Raw genomic sequence first — 16,792 nt, 5'->3', positions numbered from 1 at the left:
ACTCCTCCCGCTCCGGGAATAGCCCTCCGGCGGGCTTCCTTGCAGCTGAGCGTGTGCCGCACCGGCGACCCGCCGACCGGCGACGGTGCAGACGACGGTGTACGGGTGCGGCGCGGACCGGAAGGAGAGTGTGTACCCATGCCGAAGGCGTACGTGTTCACCAAGGACGGCGGTCCCGAGACCGAGGCACTGGTGGACGTGGACCGGCCGCGGCCCGGCCCCGGGCAGATCCTGATCGCGGTGCGGGCGGCCGGGGTCAACCCGGTGGACTGGAAACTGCGGGAGGGCTTCCGCCGGCCCGGCGACGCACCACGGGTGCACCCGGTGGTGTTCGGCAGCGAGGCGGCCGGAGTCGTCGAGGAGACCGGCGAGGCCGTGACCGGCTTCGCGGTGGGCGACGAGGTCTTCGGCAACACCGTCACCGGCGGCTATGCGCAGTACGCGCTGCTGCGGGCCGATGTCACCGCGCACAAGCCCGCCGAGGTGTCCTTCACCGACGCCGCCACCCTGCCGGTCGCCGCGGCCACCGCCTACGACGGGTTGCGCGGGCTGGACCTTCCCGCCGGGGCGACGGTGCTGATCACCGGCGCGGGCGGCGGGGTCGGCACGGCCGCCGTGCAGATCGCCCGCGCCTTCGGGCTGCGGGTCGTCGGCGTGGCGAGCGACGGCAAGAAGGACTTCGTGCGGTCGCTCGGCGCGGTGCACGTGCCGTCCGGCCCGGGCTGGACCGAGCGGGCCCGCACCGCCGCCCCGGACGGTGTCGACGGCGTCTACGACCTCGTCGGCGGCGATGTGCTCACCGAGGCGGCCGGGCTGCTCACCGACCGGTCGAAGCTGATCACGGCCGGTGCCACCGCGCAGGACGCCGAGCGGCTCGGCGGGCAGCGGGTGGTCCGCACCCGCACCAGGGCCGTGCTGGACGAGGTGGCCCGGCTCGTCGTGCGGGGCGACCTGACCCCGCACGTCACCCGGACCTTCCCGCTGCAGCGGGCCGGTGAGGCGCTGCGCGCCGTGGAGGCCGGCCATGCCCAGGGCAAGATCGTGATCGAGGTGAGCGGATGAGCGGCGGCCGGAACGTGACGGACCACGTCCTCGACCACCCCGCCCTGGCCTCCCTGACCGGACCGCACGCGGCCTTCGCCGAACGGCACGGGCGCGTCCTGCGCTACCCGCCCGACGTCTCGCCCTGGCTCGCGCTGCCCGAGGATCCGGACGACGCCGACTGGGCCACCCTCGCCTCGCTCGCGGCCCCCGGTGCCTCGGTGCCGCTGCTCGGCTTCAACGGCAGCGTCCCCGGGGACTGGGAGATCACCTCCGCCGTGGACGGGGTGCAGCTCGTCGACGACGGCCTCGACGCCGCCCCCGACCCCGAGGCGGTCCGCCTCGGCCCGGCCGATGTGCCGGAGATGCTGGACCTGGTCGCCCGCACCCGGCCCGGCCCCTTTCTGCCGCGCACCGTCGAGATGGGCACCTACCTCGGAATCCGCCGGGACGGCGCCCTGGTGGCGATGGCGGGGGAGCGCCTGCACCCGCCCGGGTGGACCGAGATCAGCGCCGTCTGCACCGACCCCGCCCACCGCGGGCAGGGCCTGGCCGGCCGGCTGATCCGGGCCGTGGCCCATGGCATCCGGCAACGAGGGGAGACCCCGTTCCTGCACACCGGAGCGCAGAACACCACCGCCATCCGGCTGTACGAGTCGCTGGGCTTCCGGCTGCGGCGCCGCACCGCCTTCCTCGAGGCCCGGCCGCCCCGGCACACGGCCGGCGCCGCCGTGCCGGTGACGAAGCCCCGGCGGAACGAGGATGCCAAGGCGCCGGTCTCAGGCGGCGCCCGGTGACGGGGTCCAGGCGTTGTACCGGGTGAGATAGCCGGCGAAGCGGTCCAGGTCCTCGGCGGGCCAGTCCGCCAGACGCTCGTGGAAGGCCGCCCGGCGGCTCTCGGTGACCTGAGCCAGGATCCGCCGGCCGGCGTCGGTCAGCTGCAGCACCTGGACCCGGTGATCCTCCGGGTCCAGGCGCCGCTCGATGAGGCCGGCCCGCTCCAGCGCGGTCACCTGGCGGCTGATCGTGGACTTGTCCAGCGCGTAGTGCCGGGCCAGATCGGTGGCCCGGCAGCCGCCGCTCTCCTCCAGGTGCCCGAGCAGCGTGTACGACACCAGGGACAGCTCCGGGTGCATCCGGCCCGCCGAGGCACGCGCCCGGCGCGCGAAGACCGTCAGCTCCCGGTGGATGGTCTCCACGGCCGTCTCCGCGGCGTCCGTGCCGCGCGCGACGGCGGTGTCGGCCGGCTCCCGAAGCCCCTCGGCTGCTGGCACGGACCACCTCCCCGACTCGGTTGCGCAGTGCGACTGTAGAGGGACGGCGGACAAGCCGGGCACGGCGGGTCCGGCCCGGCCGAACGCTCACCGGGACCGGCGCGCCCGCCCGGGCGGCGGGTACCGCCGACTCCGCGGACCGGGACGGAGCGTCGCGGCGCGGGTCGCCGGCACCGTGGACCGAGGAGAACGTCACCGCAGGTGCGCGCACGGCGGGCGTGCGGGAACGGGCGGGTGCGATAGGTTGACCACCGGCCGCGGCAGACCGAACGGATGCGCCCGTCACCGCCGGGCCGGCCCGGACCCACGCTCCCCTCACGACGGTGCGGACCACCGCCGGCAGACGGCCGCGGGAGCACCCCGCCCCCGAAAGGTGGCCCACCATGCCTAGCCCCGAGCACCATCCCTCCGCCTCTTCCCTCTCCTCCTCCTCGCTGCACGCGGTGCGTGCGGCGACCGTGGCCGCGCTGCGCGCCGCCGGCTGCGTGTTCGCGGAGGACGAGGCGGAGCTGATCCTCGGCGCCGCGCACACCCCGGATCAGCTCGCCGGCCTCGTGCGCCGGCGCGCGGCCGGGCTGCCGCTGGAACAGGTGCTCGGCTGGGCCGAGTTCCGCGGGCTGCGCATCGCCGTGGAACCGGGTGTCTTCGTGCCCCGGCGCCGCACCGAGTTCCTCGTCGACCAGGCCCTGCTCCAGGCGCCGGACGCGGCCGTCGTGGTGGATCTGTGCTGCGGGTCCGGCGCGGTGGGCGCCGCGCTGGCCGCCGTTCTGCGGCCGGCCGAGCTGCACGCCGCCGACGTCGACCCCTCGGCCGTGCGCTGCGCCCGGCGCAACCTCGGCCCCCTGGGCGGGCACGTCCACGCGGGCGACCTGTTCGCGGCGCTCCCGGCGGCCCTGCGGGGACGCGTGGACCTCCTCGCCGCCAACGTCCCGTACGTGCCCACCGCTCACGTCGGCCTGCTGCCGCCGGAGGCCCGCGAGCACGAACCGCCGGTCGCCCTCGACGGCGGCGCGGACGGCCTGGACGTGCTGCGCCGGGTCGCCGCCGGGGCACCCGACTGGCTCGCCCCCGGCGGGTGCCTGCTCGTCGAGACCAGCACCCGTCAGGCGCCGGAGGCCGTCGCGGCCTTCACCGCGAGCGGTCTCGCCGCACGCCTCGCGGTCTGCGACACGCTGGACGCGACCGTCGTCGTGGGCGTCCGGCACTGAGGACGGCTTCCCGGTCCGCCCGCACACACATGTGCCGCCTCCTCCCGGCGGCGGGCACCCTACGCGGGCTCCTGCGCGCGGGCCACGAGCAGGGCCACGTCGTCGTGGTTGTCCGGCTGGCGCAGCGCGCGCAGCAGGCGGTCGCAGAGGTCCTCCAGGGGACGCCCCGGATCGTCGAGCAGGGTCAGCAGCAGCTCCAGACGCTCGTCCAGCGGATCACGGCGGGTCTCGACGAGCCCGTCGGTGTACAGCACGAGCTGGTCGCCGGGCTCCAGACCGACCGTGGTGGTGGTGAAGGCGACCCCCCCGACGCCCAGCGGCACCCCGGTCGGCAGCTGAAGCAGTTCCGGCGTCCGGCCCCGGCGGACACGGGCCGGCGGCAGATGCCCGGCGTTGGCGATCCGGCACTGACGCCGGTCGGGGTCGTGGACCGCGTACAGACAGGTGGCGATGGACTGCTCCAGGCCGTCGGTGATCCGGTCCAGGTGCTCCAGGAGCCGGGCGGGGTCCAGGTCGAGCGAGGCCAGCGCCTTGGTCGCGGTGCGCAGCCGCCCCATGGTGGCGGCCGCGTCGATGCCGCTGCCCATGACGTCACCGACGACCAGGGCCGTCTTGCCGTCCTGCAGGGGGATCACGTCGAACCAGTCGCCGCCCACCTCGACCGTGGCGCCCGCCGGCTGATAGCGGGAGGCCACCTGGAGCCCGCCGGTCACCGACGGGTGCCGGGGCAGCAGACTGCGCTGCAGGGTCAGGGCGGTGTCGCGGGCGTGCTGATACCAGCGCGCGTTGTCGATCTGCACGGCGGCGCGGGCGGCCAGCTCCCGGGCCAGCAGCACGTCGTCCTCGCCGAACGGGCGGGGATCACGGGTGCGTTTGAGGTCCAGCGCGCCCAGCACCTCGCCGCGGGCGATCAGCGGCACGGCGAGATACGAGTGCACACCCGCGCGTCTCAGCAGCAGGGCCGCCTCCGGGGAGCGGGCGATACGGAACAGGTCCTCGTCCTCCACCTTCGCCACCAGTACCGGTCGACCGGTGCGGACACACCGCGTGACCAGGCGCTCGGGTGTGTAGTGGGCGATCTCACCGGTCGGATCGGCCGCCTGGAGCGCCTCCGACGAGCCGTCGGCCCGCAGCGCGAGGGCACGGATCAGCGCGCCGTCCTGCCGCCCGGGGCTGCTGTCGCGCCCCGCGACGATCTCCTCCAGCAGATCCACCGCGGCCACGTCGGCCAGCTCTGGCACGGCCACGTCGGCCAGCTCCCAGGCCGTGCGGTCCAGGTCCAGGGTGGTCCCGATCCGGGCGGAGGCGTCGACGAGAAGCGCCAGACGCCGGCGTGCCGCCTCCGCCTCCAGACCGGCCCGGTACTGCTCGGTGACGTCCACGACCGACATCGCCACCCCCAGCACGGTGCCGTTGGCGTCCTCCAGGCGGTACAGCGACACCGACAGGGCGCGGTCCTCGTCCGGTGCGGCCTGGGTGCGGCCCACGACGAAGACGTCGACGAGGGGTTCGCCGCGCTCCAGCACCCGGCGCGCGGCGGACTCCAGTTCCCCGGGGGCCAGGTGCGGCAGCACGTCGCTCAGCGTCCGCCCCATGCGCTGCTCGGACGGGACGCCGTCGATCCGCTTCAGCGCCGGATTGACCGAGACGAACCGCAGCTGTGTGTCCAGTACGGCCAGCCCGATCGGGGACTGGGAGACCATGCGTGCCGACAGCGCCACGTCGCGCTCCAGGCGCCGTACCGTCGACTGGTCGGCGGCCAGACCGAGCGCGTAGACGTCTCCCCGGTCGTCCAGCAGCCGCATGTTGCGGAACTCCACCAGACGGGTGCTGCCGTCCTTGTGCCGGATGGGAAAGGCACCCGCCCACCCCTTGCCGGTCTGCAGGACGTCGGTGAACAGTTTGATCACCAGGCCGAGGTTCTCCTCGTGCACCATCAGCCGGCCGGCGTACTGTCCCAGTGCCTCCTGCGCGGAGTAACCGAAGAGCTCCTCCGCCTGCGGGCTCCACAGCACGATGCGTCCCTCGGCGTCGAGCACCACCGACGCCACACGCAGCACGTCGAGCAGCCCGCTCGGCTGCACGGGGCCGAGGGGGTGCTCGTCGCCCTGGGCCGAGGGAGCCCCGGCTGCAGTCATCCCACGCACCGCCCTTCGTCCGTTCGCGCGGCCCGAGCCACCCGGTGCCGACACACCCCGTTGTACCGCGCCCGCACCCACGGCGCCGAGGGGCCGCGGCCCGCCCGGTCCGGTGCGCGCATCGCCCCGCCGGGGTGTCACCTCCCCGGACCGTCCCCGGCCCCGTCCTGCCGGCCGGGCCGGCCTCGGCCGCCCGCGGCGGCGGGTGGTGCTCCGGGCGGAGCAGGTGCTTGGCTGGAAGAGACACCGGGGGAGGAGTGGCGCGCCGCGCGGGGGGAACCCCGCCTGCGGTACCGCATGGCGGCCACGAGAGGAGCGATCACGATGGACAAGGAGCACCCCGAATCCGTCTCGGTGGAGCTGAGCGGGTGCAGCAAGGAGGACGCCCGGATCGTGTTCGACGCCCTGCGCTCCTGCTTCACCTCCGACCGACGCCCGGAGGACGTGCCCCGCGACTTCCACGAGGTGCGCCCGACGGTGTGGCTCGGCACCTACGACGTGGCCGATGCCCACGGCCGCTGCGACCCGGTCCACCTGCAGGGCTCCGTGGTCGTGGACGTGCAGGGCGGCTACTGGGCGATCGACAGGTTCCGCACCATGCTCGACGACCTGTTCGCCGTCGACGACCTGTGCACGGCCTCCGGCGACCAGGAGCGCGAGCTGCACGTGCGGCTCACCAGTCGCTGACGTCCGTACATCCTGCCGGGTGACCGGCCGTGGCCGCCGCCCGTCCGGGCCGGCGGCCACGCGCATGCCGGCCTCGCCGCCGGGATGGCCGGTCACAGCCGGTAGGGCCGCATGCTGCGGCGGCGCAGACACCAGCCCGTGCCGATCATCGCGGCCCCCACCACGGCCCCGCCGGCCGCCAGGGCGACGGACCGGTCGTCCCCTGCGGCCTCGGTGCGCCCGCCGGCCCGGCTCCGCGCGGACGCGGCGGAGGCGGCAGAGGCGGGGGAGGCCGAGGCGGACGGACGGGCGGCGGCCGCGACGGTGACCGACTGCGTGCCCGCGGTGACGTTGTCCGCGCAGACCACGATCACGGTGTAGGTGCCCGGGCGGACGTCCTGCCACACGGCCGACTGAATCGCGGCCGAGCCCGTCAGCTCCGCCCGGCGTCCCTCGGCGACACTCGTCTGCCCCGCGGACAGCAGGGCGGCCGTGCCCCAGAAGCCGCCGAGCTCCGGGCACACCGCGGTGGTCACCGACACCGTGGACCCGTCGGCGCTCACGAAGATCCCCGGCTCGGCGGCGGCAGGGCCGACGGCGATTCCGAGCGCGAGGGCGGCGGCCGCCGCCACCGGGCCGGGGCGCAGGTGTGGCTGAGTGTTGCCCATGCGACAGTCCTCCGGTGGCACGGTCGGCGGATCGTCCCAGGTGCCGCCGGAGAATGGGGATCGCCCGTGCCGCCTCAAGGGGCAGCAAACGCCGGTCGGGCGCCCCCCGCACGCCGGGCCGCACCGCCCGGGTGACGAGCCGTCCGTTCGGTGGATCATGCGCCGCCTCCGCCTCGGCGCCACGGCTCCCCTCGCGGCAGGGACCCGCTCCGGCGTGATCACATCCGGAGCCGGCCGGGACCACTCCGGTGGTCCCGGCCGGGCGGGTGAGCAGTCGCCCGGGCACCCAGGGTCCCTGCCCCGAGGCGGCCGCCCCGTGCCGTCCGGGCCGTTCCGCGAGCGGCACGGGCGCGCCGCCCGGCGCCGCGACACGCCCGGGAGCACCGCCGCGCCGGCCGGCCCTGCACCGCCGCGCGCGAGCCGTGTCCCTCGTCAACCGCTTTCCTCGGCACGGTCCTTCCACCGCCCGGGCCGTCGGCACGGACCGTGTCCCGCCCCGCGCGGGGCGTTTCCCGGACCACCGTGGGTGACATGCGGGTTCCGTTACGTATGCTGAACCCAACCCGGCTGAACTGCCCGTGGACAACGGGAAGTTCACGCCGAGGCGCGGACCGCTGTCGTCGCTGATGCCGCGCCGGCGCGGGCGGCCGGGGCCCGGCCACCGAGGTGCGAGGGCTCCGGCCGCCCGGCAGGTGTACCCGGGCCCGTACGAACCGCCGATCTCCCGGCCGTGGACCGGCACGGAGCCGGAGTGCACCGGCTGTCACGGCCGTCCGGACGCGGACGCACCCCGGGCCGGCGGCGCGTGCCGGACGTCCGGTCCCCGGCCGGGCCGTCCGCGGCGGCCGCATCCGCCCGCCGGGCCCGAAGGCGCGGCAGCACCGCGCCGCGGGCGCCCGCACCGGCCGGCCCTTCCCTCACACCTTCCGGTAGTCGTACGCGTCCCGGGCCGCCGCCTCGACCGCGTCCAGGCCGGCGCCCGTGGCCGCCGTGACGACCGCGGCCACCGCGCCCTCGACGAACGGCGCGTCCACCAGACGCGTGTCCTTCGGCAGTTCGTCGCCCTCGGCCAGCAGCGCCTTCACCGTGAGGACCGCGCTGCCCAGGTCGGTGAGAACCGCGACCCCGGCACCGCGGTCCGCGGACGCCGCGGCCGCGGCGACCAGCTCCGAGCTGGTGCCCACGCCTCCGTCCTCCCGGCCTCCCGCCGGAACCACCGGCACCGGCGCCGCACCGCCCGCCAGGCTCTTGGCCAGCTCGGCCACCGACGCGGCCACCTCCGCGCTGTGCGACACCAGCACGATGCCGACGACCCTCTCGTCACTCACCGGAACCCTCCGTCCCCGCGGCGGCCTCGGCCAGAGCCGCGATCAGCAGTGCCGACGAGGTCGCCCCCGGATCCTGGTGCCCGATGCTGCGCTCGCCCAGATAACTCGCCCGCCCCTTGCGGGCCTGCAACGGCGTGGTCGCCTCGGCGCCCTGCTCGGCGGCCGCGCCGGCCGCGGCGAAACCGTCGCCGAGCGCCTCGACGGCCGGCATCAGCGCGTCGACCATGGTCTTGTCGCCCGGTGCGGCCCCGCCGAGCTGCTTGACCCCCTCGACACCCGCCCGCAGCGCCTCGGCGAGCTGTTCCTCGCTCACCTCGGCCGCCTCACCGAGCGCCTTGCCCGCGCGTCGCAGCAGCGTGCCGTACAGCGGCCCGGAGGCGCCGCCCACCGTCGAGATCAGCTGCCGCCCGGCGAGGATCAGCACCGCGCCCGGCGTGTCGGGTGCCTCCTTCTCCAGTGCGGTCCGCACGGCGGTGAACCCGCGCTGCATGTTGCTGCCGTGATCGGCGTCCCCGATCGCCGAGTCCAGAGCGGTCAGCCGCTCCGCCTCGCGGTCGACCGACGCGGCGGCCGCCGTCATCCAACGACGGAAGAAGTCGGTGTCGAGCACAAGAACTCCCCTTTGACATTAGGTGCGTCGATACATGGGACACGACCGCGGGTCACACACCCCAGCGCAGGCCCGGCGTGTTCACCGGCGCGTCCCACAGCCGCAGCAGCTCTTCGTCGATCCGGCACAGGGTGACCGAGGCGCCCGCCATGTCCAAAGAGGTGACGTAGTTGCCGACCAGGGTGCGGGCCACGGCCACCCCGCGCTCGGCCAGCACCCGGTGCACCTCCGCGTTGAAGCCGTACAGCTCCAGCAGCGGGGTCGCCCCCATGCCGTTGACCAGCAGCAGCACCGGATCGCGCGAGTCGAGGTCCTCCAGGATCGCGTCCACCGCGAAGTCGGCGATCTCCCGGGCGGTCATCATCGCCCGCCGCTCCCGGCCGGGCTCGCCGTGGATGCCGATGCCCAGCTCCAGCTCGCCCGGCGGCAGGTCGAAGGTGGGGGTGCCCTTGGCCGGCGTGGTCACCGCGCTCAGCGCCACCCCGAAGCTGCGGGAGTTGTCGTTGACCCGCCGGGCGATGGACTCGACCCGCTCCAGCGGCTGCCCCTCCTCGGCCGCCGCGCCCGCGATCTTCTCCACGAACAGCGTCGCACCGGTGCCGCGCCGCCCGGCCGTGAACGTGCTGTCGGTCACCGCCACGTCATCGTTGACCAGCACCTTCGCGACCTGGATGCCCTCGTCCTCGGCCAGCTCGGCCGCCATGTCGAAGTTGAGGACGTCCCCGGTGTAGTTCTTCACCACGAACAGTACGCCGGCCCCGCTGTCCACGGCCGCCGCGGCCCGCACCATCTGGTCCGGAACAGGGGAGGTGAAGACCTCACCGGGACAGGCCGCCGAGAGCATCCCGGGACCCACGAAGCCGCCGTGCAGCGGTTCGTGACCGGAACCGCCGCCGGAGACCAGCGCCACCTTCCCGGGGACCGGGGCGTCCCGCCGCACGATCACCCGGTTCTCGACATCGACCGTCAGTTCGGGATGAGCGGCCGCCATACCCCGCAGAGCGTCCGCGACGACGGTCTCCGCGACGTTGATCAGCATCCTCATGGGGTACCTCCTGGTGAGACTAACAGACAGGTGACCTGCGCTTCGGGCATCGGCGGCGGCCGCGGTGAGAGGTGGTCAGGATCGGTGGTCGTCGTACGGGTGAAGGCGGGCTGCCGCTGTCGGAAGTATCTGCCCTGGGGCAGCCGAGGTCACGTGTCGTGGAATGAATGACGCCGGCGCCGCTGTTCCGCCACCAGCGGCCGGCGGCCCGGACCCCACGGCGGGAGGCAGGAGAGCGGCTGACCATGGCCACCCCATCCGACGACTACACGGGCCAGAGCGCCTGCGGAGACTCCCGTTCGCCGCTGCGCGACTTCTTGCGGACCGAGACCGGCAGTGCGGCCGTCCTGGTGGCGGCGGCGCTGGCCGCGCTGGCATGGGCCAACGCCGCGCCCGGGGGCTACGAGGCGTTCTGGAGGACCCGTCTGTCCGTGGGGCTCGGCACGCACGGGCTGTCGCTGTCGCTGCGCGAGTGGGTCAACAGCGGACTGATGGCGCTGTTCTTCTTCGTGGTCGGCCTGGAGGCCCGCCGCGAGTTCGACATGGGCGAGCTGCGTGACCGCACCCGGCTCGCCCTGCCGCTCGCCGCGGGGCTGAGCGGCATGCTCGTACCCGTCGGCATCTATCTCGCGCTCAACGCGGGCCAGGCGTCCATGTCCGGCTGGGGAGCGGCGATGTCCACCGACACCGCCTTCGCCCTCGGCGCCCTGGCCGTCGTCGGGCGCCGCATGCCCAGCGGGCTGCGGGTGTTCATCCTCACCGTCACCGTGGTCGACGACTTCGTCGCCCTGGTCGTCATCGCCGTCGCCTACAGCGAGCGGATCAGCGTACCGGCACTGCTGGCGGCCGCAGGTGTGTTCGTCGTCATTCTGTTCCTGCGCGCACTCGGGGTGCGCCGGGGGGTGGTCTACGCGCTGCCGGCGGTGGTGGCGTGGGGCGCGCTGGTCGAGTCGGGTGTGGACCCCGTGGTCACCGGCCTCGCGATGGGCCTGCTCACCTACGCCTATCCCGCGACCCGCGCCGACCTGGAGCACGCCACCGGGCTGTTCCGGACGTTCCGCGAACAGCCCACGCCGGAGCTGGAGCGTTCGCTGCGGGCCGGACTCGCCTCCGCCCTCTCTCCGAACGAGCGTCTGCAGGGCCTGTTCCACCCGTGGACGAGCCATGTCGTCGTGCCGTTGTTCGCCCTGGCCAACACCGGCATCGTGCTCGGCGCCGGCCAGCTGGCCAGGGCGTCCACCTCACCGGTCGCCCTCGGCATCGTCCTCGGTCTCGTGTTCGGCAAACCCCTGGGCATCGTCGGGGCCACCGCGCTCACCCAGGTGTCCGGGCGCGGACGGGTGCGGCTGCCGGTGGGCTGGGGTGCGATCACCGTGGCCGGAACGCTCGCCGGGTCGGGCTTCACGGTCTCCCTCCTCATCGCCACCCTGGCGTTCGACGGGACACGGCTGGCGGACGCCAAGACCGGCATCCTGGCCGCGGTGGTCTGCTCCTTCCTGCTCAGCAGACTCCTCACCGCGGTCGTCGCCGCGCTGCCGCGCCGCACCCGGCAGCGGCTGCTGCAGGGCGACGCCGAGTCGATCGTCGACCTGGCGATGCCGGTGAATCCCGACCGGGACCATGTGCGCGGCCCGGAGCGGGCACCCGTGACGGTCGTGGAGTACGGCGACTACGAGTGCCCCTACTGCGGGCAGGCCGAGCCGGTGGTCCGCGAGCTGCTCGGCGACTTCGGCGATGTGCGCTACGTGTGGCGGCATCTGCCGCTGACCGACGTCCATCTGTTCGCGCAACTGGCGGCGCAGGCAGCGGAGGCGGCCGCGGCGCAGGGCCGTTACTGGGAGATGCACGATCTGCTGCTCGGCCACCAGGGTGAGCTGCGCCCGGACCAGCTGCGCGGCTATGCGGCGGACCTCGGACTGGACGTGGACAGGTTCGAGCGGGACCTGCGCTCCCCGCACACCGTGGCGCGCATCGCGGAGGACGTGGAGTCGGCGGACCTCAGCGGGGTCGCGGGCACCCCCACGTTCTTCGTGAACGGGCGCCGGCACCACGGCGCCTACGACATCACCGGCCTCTCCGCGGCCGTACGGGCGGCGCGGGAGCGCGCGATGTCCGGCGCACACTGAGCACCGGCCTCCCGCACTTCCCGTGTCACCGGGCGGCACGGGCCTGTGCCACCAGGGGCGCGCCATGCACTCGGCCCGGCGTTCGGCCGCCGCGAGCGGTTCCGGATCGGTCGTCCACATCCTCTGCTGGAGGTAGACCGCCAGTCCGTGCGCGGCCGCCGCCACGGACACCAGGGCCTCACTGGACTCGGTGCGGACAGCGGCCCGGGAACTGCGTGCCGCACATCCCCGGCTCGACCTGCTCATCAACAACGCGGGCGTCATGCACGTGGCGCGGCGCACCACCGCCGACGGCTTCGAGATGCACATCGGCGCCAACCACCTGGGACACTTCGCCCTGACCGGACTGCTGCTCGACCGGCTGCTCGACGTGCCGGGCTCGCGCGTGGTCACCGTCGGCAGCGCCGACCACCGCCGGGCCTCGCTCGCCCTGGACGACCTCAACTGGACGGTACGCCCCTACGACAGAACCGGCGCATACGGCCAGTCCGAGCTGGCCAACGCCATGTTCACCTATGAACTCCAGCGCCGTCTCGCAGGCCGCGGCGCCACCGTCGCGGTCGCCGCGCATCCCGGCGGCGCCGACACCCAGGGGTCCCGCGGCGCCGCGGAGAGCTTCGCACCCTGGGCCCGGGTGGCGTTCGACCTGATCGTCAGGCCCCTGCTCATCCAGTCCTCGGAGCGCGGCGCATGGCCCACACTGCGCGCGGCGACGGATCCGGCGGCCGAAGGCGGTCAGTACTACCACCCCGACGGGTTTCTCGAGAGCAAGGGACATCCGACGGTGGTCCGATCGAGCAGGTTGTCCTACGACCAGGAGGCGCAACGCCGGCTGTGGTCGCTCTCCTACGGCGGCGCGGCCGCTTCGCGAACGGGCCGCCGCTCGGGAAGCGGTGCCGGGGGTGCGGCAGCACCCGATCTCGCCGGGACAGAGGGGCCTTGCCGCCAGGACAGTCCCCTGCCGCGGCTTCTCGCGGAGGGAAGAAGACGCCGGCCCGCGGCCCGGGCGTCTCAGGCGGGGACGCGGGCGAGGAAGTCGCGGACGTGCGCGGTGATCGTCTCCAGGTGACTCTCCAGGGCGAAGTGCCCGGAATCGAGCAGGTGGATCTCGGCATCGGGCAGGTCCCGGCGGAACGCCTCCGCCCCGGCAGGGCCGAAGATCTCGTCGTTGGCTCCCCACACGGCCAGCAGCGGGACGCGGGAGTCACGGAAGAACTGGTGGACCTGCGGGTAGAGGTCCACGTTGCTGGGATAGTCACGGAAGAGGGCCAGCTGGATCTCGTCGTTGCCAGGGCGGTCCAGCAGGGCCTGGTCGTGCACCCAGTTGTCAGGGCTGACCAGGCTCGGGTCGGCGACTCCGTTGAGGTACTGCCAGCGGGTGATGCCGAGGGTCAGCGCGGCGCGCACCCGTAGCTCGGTGCTGGGGTCCGGGGCCGTGGCGTAGGCGAACAGGCCGTCCCAGAAGGCTCTGACGAAGCCCTCCTCGTAGGCGTTGCCGTTCTGGGTGATGATCGCGGTGATGCGGTCGGGGTCCTGCAGGGCGAGCCGCCAGCCGATGGGCGCTCCGTAGTCCTGCACATACATCGCGAACCGTGCGACACCCAGACGGTGCAGCAGACCGGAGGTGATCTCGGTGAGCGCGGCGAAGGTGTAGGGGAAGTCCTCCACGGCGGGCATCGCGGACTGGCCGAAGCCGATGTGGTCCGGGGCGATCACGTGGTAGCGGTCGGCGAGTGCCGGGATGAGGTGCCGGAACATGTGCGAACTGGTCGGGAAGCCGTGCAGAAGGACCACGGCGGGTGCGTTCGGATTCCCGGCCTGCCGGTAGAAGACCTCCAGGCCGTCGACGGGGAGGGTGCGGTGGTGGACTGCGGGCGTCATGATCTGGCCTCTCTGCCGGACGTCCCCTTCCTCCAGCCTCCGCCCGCGGCAGCGGACAAGCCAGCGCATCCGGGCGGCGCCACGAGCGGTCACGGCCGTTCTCGGTGGCCCCGCCGGCGTCTCACCTTGGGGATCTCGCCCGCGACGGGGAGCCAGAAATAGATGACGAACGCACAGAACACGACCACGCCGAGGAGGGGGAACACGGCTCCCGACACGGTCCCGGCACCGAGCCAGACAAGGGCGAGCCGGAAACGCCGGCCGATGGCCGTCACCCCGGCCTCGTGGAGGGTGTCGGAGAGCAGCCGGCGGTCGTGGCGGGCGCACCACCAGATGACGTTGAACAGCACGGCCGCGAGCTCGAACGCGATGCCGTGCAGAAGGACGGCGGTGCGCTGCCCGTGCCCGTCGCGGAACGCCTCGGCCAAGACCGACGCGGCGAACGGCAGGAACGCGATGTCCATCAGCAGCAGGGTGTTGAGGAACAGCACCACCCGGTCCGCGCGGCGGATGTGGTCGAACATGATGTGATGGTTGGCCCACACCTGCCCGATCAGCATGAAGGTGACGACGTAGGCCAGATACGACGGCCAGAGCGCGGCCAGGCCCTGCGGCAGGCGGCGGGTGTCGTGCGGCGGACGGATCTCCAGGACGAGCAGGGTGATGGCGATGGCGATGACGGCGTCGCTGAACGCGATCACCCGGGCGGGATCACGTTCGATGCCGAACGGTGCGGGTTTCTCCGGCTCTCGCGCGGGTCCGGTCATCGCCCTGCCACCTCACCTGGGACGACACCGGCGCTCCCCGCGGCGGCCGGCAGCCGCTACGGGCAGGACGACGAGCTCCAGCGCGCACCCCATGTGATCATTCTGGTGCGACGAGGCCGTCGCCCGCATCCGCAGACACCCGCGTGCGGACATCCGCGTTCCGCATGCAGCGCGACGCGTCCGGCGGGCGGGACTAGCCTGGACCGCAGGGCGTGGGTCACAGCGTCACGAGGGGGGTCCTCGGCCGGCCACAGTGCGGGAGGTCCGCGATGGCGACGCTGCTGTCCGTCAACGTGGGGCTTCCGCAGGACGTCGCCCGGCAGGGGCGGACCGTGCACACCGGGATCTGGAAGGCACCCGTCCGCGGTCCGCGCATGGTGCGCCGGCTCAACATCGACGGCGACGGCCAGGGAGATCTGGCCGGACACGGCGGAGAGATGCGCGCGGTCCTGGTCTACCAGGTGCAGTCCTACCCGTACTGGCAGGAGCACCTCGGCCGGGACGACCTGACGTTCGGCATCTTCGGAGAGAACTTCACCGTCGACGGACTGTCCGACGACGAGGTGTGCATCGGCGACCGCTACCGCATCGGGGAAGCGGAGTTCGAGGTCACCCAGCCGCGCGTCACCTGCTACCGCGTCGGCATGCGCCTGGGCGAGCCCGCCCTGGCATCCCTGCTCGTCGCCCATCACCGCCCCGGCTTCTACCTGCGCGTGATCACGGAAGGGCGGGTGCAGGCAGGCGACGAGATCATCCTGACCCGTGAGGGCCCGCAGCGGCTCAGCGTCGCCGACACCGACGCGCTGCTCTGCCTGCCCGGCCGCGACCCCGCGAAACTCCGCAGGGCGCTGGCCATACCGGCCCTCAGCCCCGGATGGCAGGAGTCGTTCCGGGAACTGGCCGCCGCCCGTTCGCCCGGACCGGGAGAGGACCGTCCCGGTGACCACACGGACACCGGGACGCCCGGACGGGACCGGGGATGGCGGGGCTTCAAGCCCTTGCGCGTCACACGTATCGTCCCCGAGACCCCGGTCGTGTCGTCGATCCACCTCACCACCGTCGACGGCACACCCCTGCCCGAGGCCCGCCCCGGCCAGTACATCTCGCTCCGCCTCCCCGTCGGCGACACCGTCCCCGCCGTGCGCAGCTACTCACTGTCCGCGGAGCCGGCCGGCGACACCTGCCGCATCAGCGTCAAGCACGAACCCGGCGGAAAGGCCAGCGGCTACCTGCACACCCGCCTCCGGGTGGGGGACCTCGTGGACGTCGCCGGACCCCGCGGCACCTTCGTGCTCGCCGCAGGGGTCCGCCCGGTGGTCCTGCTCAGCGCCGGGATCGGCGCCACCCCGGTCCTGGCCATGCTCCACCGCCTCGCCCGCACCCGGGATCCGCGCCCCGTCTGGTGGATCCACACCGCACACGACCGCGCCCACCACGTGTTCGCCGAGGAGGCCCACGCGCTGCTGGCCCGGCTCCCCGACGCCCACGAGCACACCTTCTGCACCGCACCGGCCGCCGGCCTGCCCGACGGCCCCCGCACCACCCGGGGACGCCCCACCGCCCAGTCCCTCGCGGCCCTGGGACTTCCCGCCGACGCCGACGTCTACCTGTGCGGACCCGCGGCCTTCATGGACGACATCACCGGGTGCCTGCGCGAGGCCGGACTGGACCCGGAACACATCCGCACCGAGCAGTTCAGCGCGTTGCCCGCCGTCAACCCGGGCGTCACCGCCACCGCCGCCGTCCGGCCGCATCCGCCACCCGGCCCGCCGGGGACCGGCCCCCGCATCACCTTCGCCCGCAGCGGCATCACCGCCTCGTGGTCCCCCGCGTGTGCCTCGCTCCTCGGCCTCGCCGAAGCCTGCGACATACCCACCCGCTGGTCCTGCCGCACCGGCGTCTGCCACACCTGTGCCACGCATCTGGTCGCGGGAGACGTCACCTACACCATCCCGCCCCTGGACCCACCTGAGGCCGGCACGGTCCTCGTCTGCTGCAGTGCACCGACCACCGACGTCGTCCTCGACCTGTGAACCAGTG

Annotated in this window: 14 protein-coding genes and 1 pseudogene; 7 read left to right on the top strand and 8 right to left on the bottom strand. The window is 73.9% G+C overall.

The features are described from left to right. The first annotated feature begins 138 nt into the window (after positions 1 to 138). Both IE286_RS00465 and IE286_RS00460 read left to right on the top strand, forming a co-directional pair. Positions 139 to 1,062, top strand: a complete 924-nt coding sequence (locus IE286_RS00465; protein ID WP_189794513.1) for an NADP-dependent oxidoreductase — start codon at positions 139 to 141, stop codon at positions 1,060 to 1,062. Further along, a complete protein-coding gene (locus tag IE286_RS00460) occupies positions 1,059 to 1,838 on the top strand; it encodes a GNAT family N-acetyltransferase (RefSeq protein ID WP_189794512.1) in 780 nt (259 codons plus the stop codon). The genes IE286_RS00465 and IE286_RS00460 overlap by 4 nt, the downstream gene beginning before the upstream one ends. On the opposite strand, the gene IE286_RS00455 is transcribed toward IE286_RS00460, so the two are convergent. Further along, entirely contained in the window at positions 1,821 to 2,240 is a 420-nt protein-coding gene (locus tag IE286_RS00455) for a MarR family winged helix-turn-helix transcriptional regulator (RefSeq protein ID WP_189794803.1), read from the bottom strand. The genes IE286_RS00460 and IE286_RS00455 overlap by 18 nt on opposite strands. A 458-nt stretch (positions 2,241 to 2,698) precedes the next feature. Between IE286_RS00455 and IE286_RS00450 the strand changes: the two genes are divergently transcribed. Next, a complete protein-coding gene (locus tag IE286_RS00450) occupies positions 2,699 to 3,523 on the top strand; it encodes a putative protein N(5)-glutamine methyltransferase (protein ID WP_189794511.1) in 825 nt (274 codons plus the stop codon). 59 nt (positions 3,524 to 3,582) lie between these two features. Here IE286_RS00450 and IE286_RS00445 read toward each other — a convergent pair whose 3' ends face one another. Then, positions 3,583 to 5,661, bottom strand: coding sequence for a SpoIIE family protein phosphatase (locus tag IE286_RS00445; protein WP_189794510.1), 2,079 nt, complete (start codon positions 5,659 to 5,661; stop codon positions 3,583 to 3,585). A 324-nt stretch (positions 5,662 to 5,985) separates the two neighbouring features. Between IE286_RS00445 and IE286_RS00440 the strand changes: the two genes are divergently transcribed. Next, on the top strand, positions 5,986 to 6,348 hold the full coding sequence (locus IE286_RS00440; RefSeq protein WP_189794509.1) for a hypothetical protein: 363 nt from the start codon (positions 5,986 to 5,988) through the stop codon (positions 6,346 to 6,348). Between the two features lie 92 nt (positions 6,349 to 6,440). Here the strand turns inward: IE286_RS00440 and IE286_RS00435 are convergent, their stop codons facing one another. The 4 genes from IE286_RS00435 to dhaK all read right to left on the bottom strand — a co-directional run bounded on the left by IE286_RS00435 (position 6,441) and on the right by dhaK (position 9,978). Continuing rightward, on the bottom strand, positions 6,441 to 6,995 hold the full coding sequence (locus IE286_RS00435; RefSeq protein WP_189794508.1) for a hypothetical protein: 555 nt from the start codon (positions 6,993 to 6,995) through the stop codon (positions 6,441 to 6,443). A 917-nt stretch (positions 6,996 to 7,912) separates the two neighbouring features. Further along, a complete protein-coding gene (locus tag IE286_RS00430) occupies positions 7,913 to 8,323 on the bottom strand; it encodes a PTS-dependent dihydroxyacetone kinase phosphotransferase subunit DhaM (RefSeq protein WP_189794507.1) in 411 nt (136 codons plus the stop codon). Continuing rightward, positions 8,316 to 8,933, bottom strand: coding sequence for a dihydroxyacetone kinase subunit DhaL (gene dhaL / locus IE286_RS00425; RefSeq protein ID WP_189794506.1), 618 nt, complete (start codon positions 8,931 to 8,933; stop codon positions 8,316 to 8,318). The genes IE286_RS00430 and dhaL overlap by 8 nt, the downstream gene beginning before the upstream one ends. 52 nt (positions 8,934 to 8,985) lie before the next feature. Next, entirely contained in the window at positions 8,986 to 9,978 is a 993-nt protein-coding gene (dhaK, locus tag IE286_RS00420) for a dihydroxyacetone kinase subunit DhaK (protein WP_189794505.1), read from the bottom strand. A gap of 245 nt (positions 9,979 to 10,223) precedes the next feature. Here dhaK and IE286_RS00415 point away from each other — a divergent pair, with 245 nt between their 5' ends. Together IE286_RS00415 and IE286_RS00410 are read left to right on the top strand one after the other, a co-directional pair. Further along, positions 10,224 to 12,104, top strand: a complete 1,881-nt coding sequence (locus tag IE286_RS00415; RefSeq protein WP_189794504.1) for a Na+/H+ antiporter NhaA — start codon at positions 10,224 to 10,226, stop codon at positions 12,102 to 12,104. Between the two features lie 178 nt (positions 12,105 to 12,282). Continuing rightward, positions 12,283 to 12,951: pseudogene (locus IE286_RS00410) on the top strand (oxidoreductase); the annotation flags it as partial. Between the two features lie 164 nt (positions 12,952 to 13,115). Here the strand turns inward: IE286_RS00410 and IE286_RS00405 are convergent. Beyond that, positions 13,116 to 13,985 carry an alpha/beta fold hydrolase gene (locus tag IE286_RS00405; protein ID WP_189794801.1) on the bottom strand — a complete coding sequence of 290 codons (870 nt, stop codon included), beginning with the start codon at positions 13,983 to 13,985 and terminating at the stop codon, positions 13,116 to 13,118. Positions 13,986 to 14,074: 89 nt separating this feature from the next. Further along, a complete protein-coding gene (locus IE286_RS26950; RefSeq protein WP_229861890.1) occupies positions 14,075 to 14,752 on the bottom strand; it encodes a TMEM175 family protein in 678 nt (225 codons plus the stop codon). A 269-nt stretch (positions 14,753 to 15,021) separates the two neighbouring features. Between IE286_RS26950 and IE286_RS00395 the strand changes: the two genes are divergently transcribed. Next, a complete protein-coding gene (locus tag IE286_RS00395) occupies positions 15,022 to 16,785 on the top strand; it encodes an MOSC and FAD-binding oxidoreductase domain-containing protein (protein WP_189794503.1) in 1,764 nt (587 codons plus the stop codon). Positions 16,786 to 16,792: the final 7 nt, after the last annotated feature.

This window comes from Streptomyces thermodiastaticus, from assembly GCF_014656135.1.
GTDB lineage: Bacteria > Actinomycetota > Actinomycetes > Streptomycetales > Streptomycetaceae > Streptomyces > Streptomyces thermodiastaticus.
Note: the sequence above shows the minus strand (reverse complement) of the source record. Positions and strands in the feature narration are given on the sequence as shown.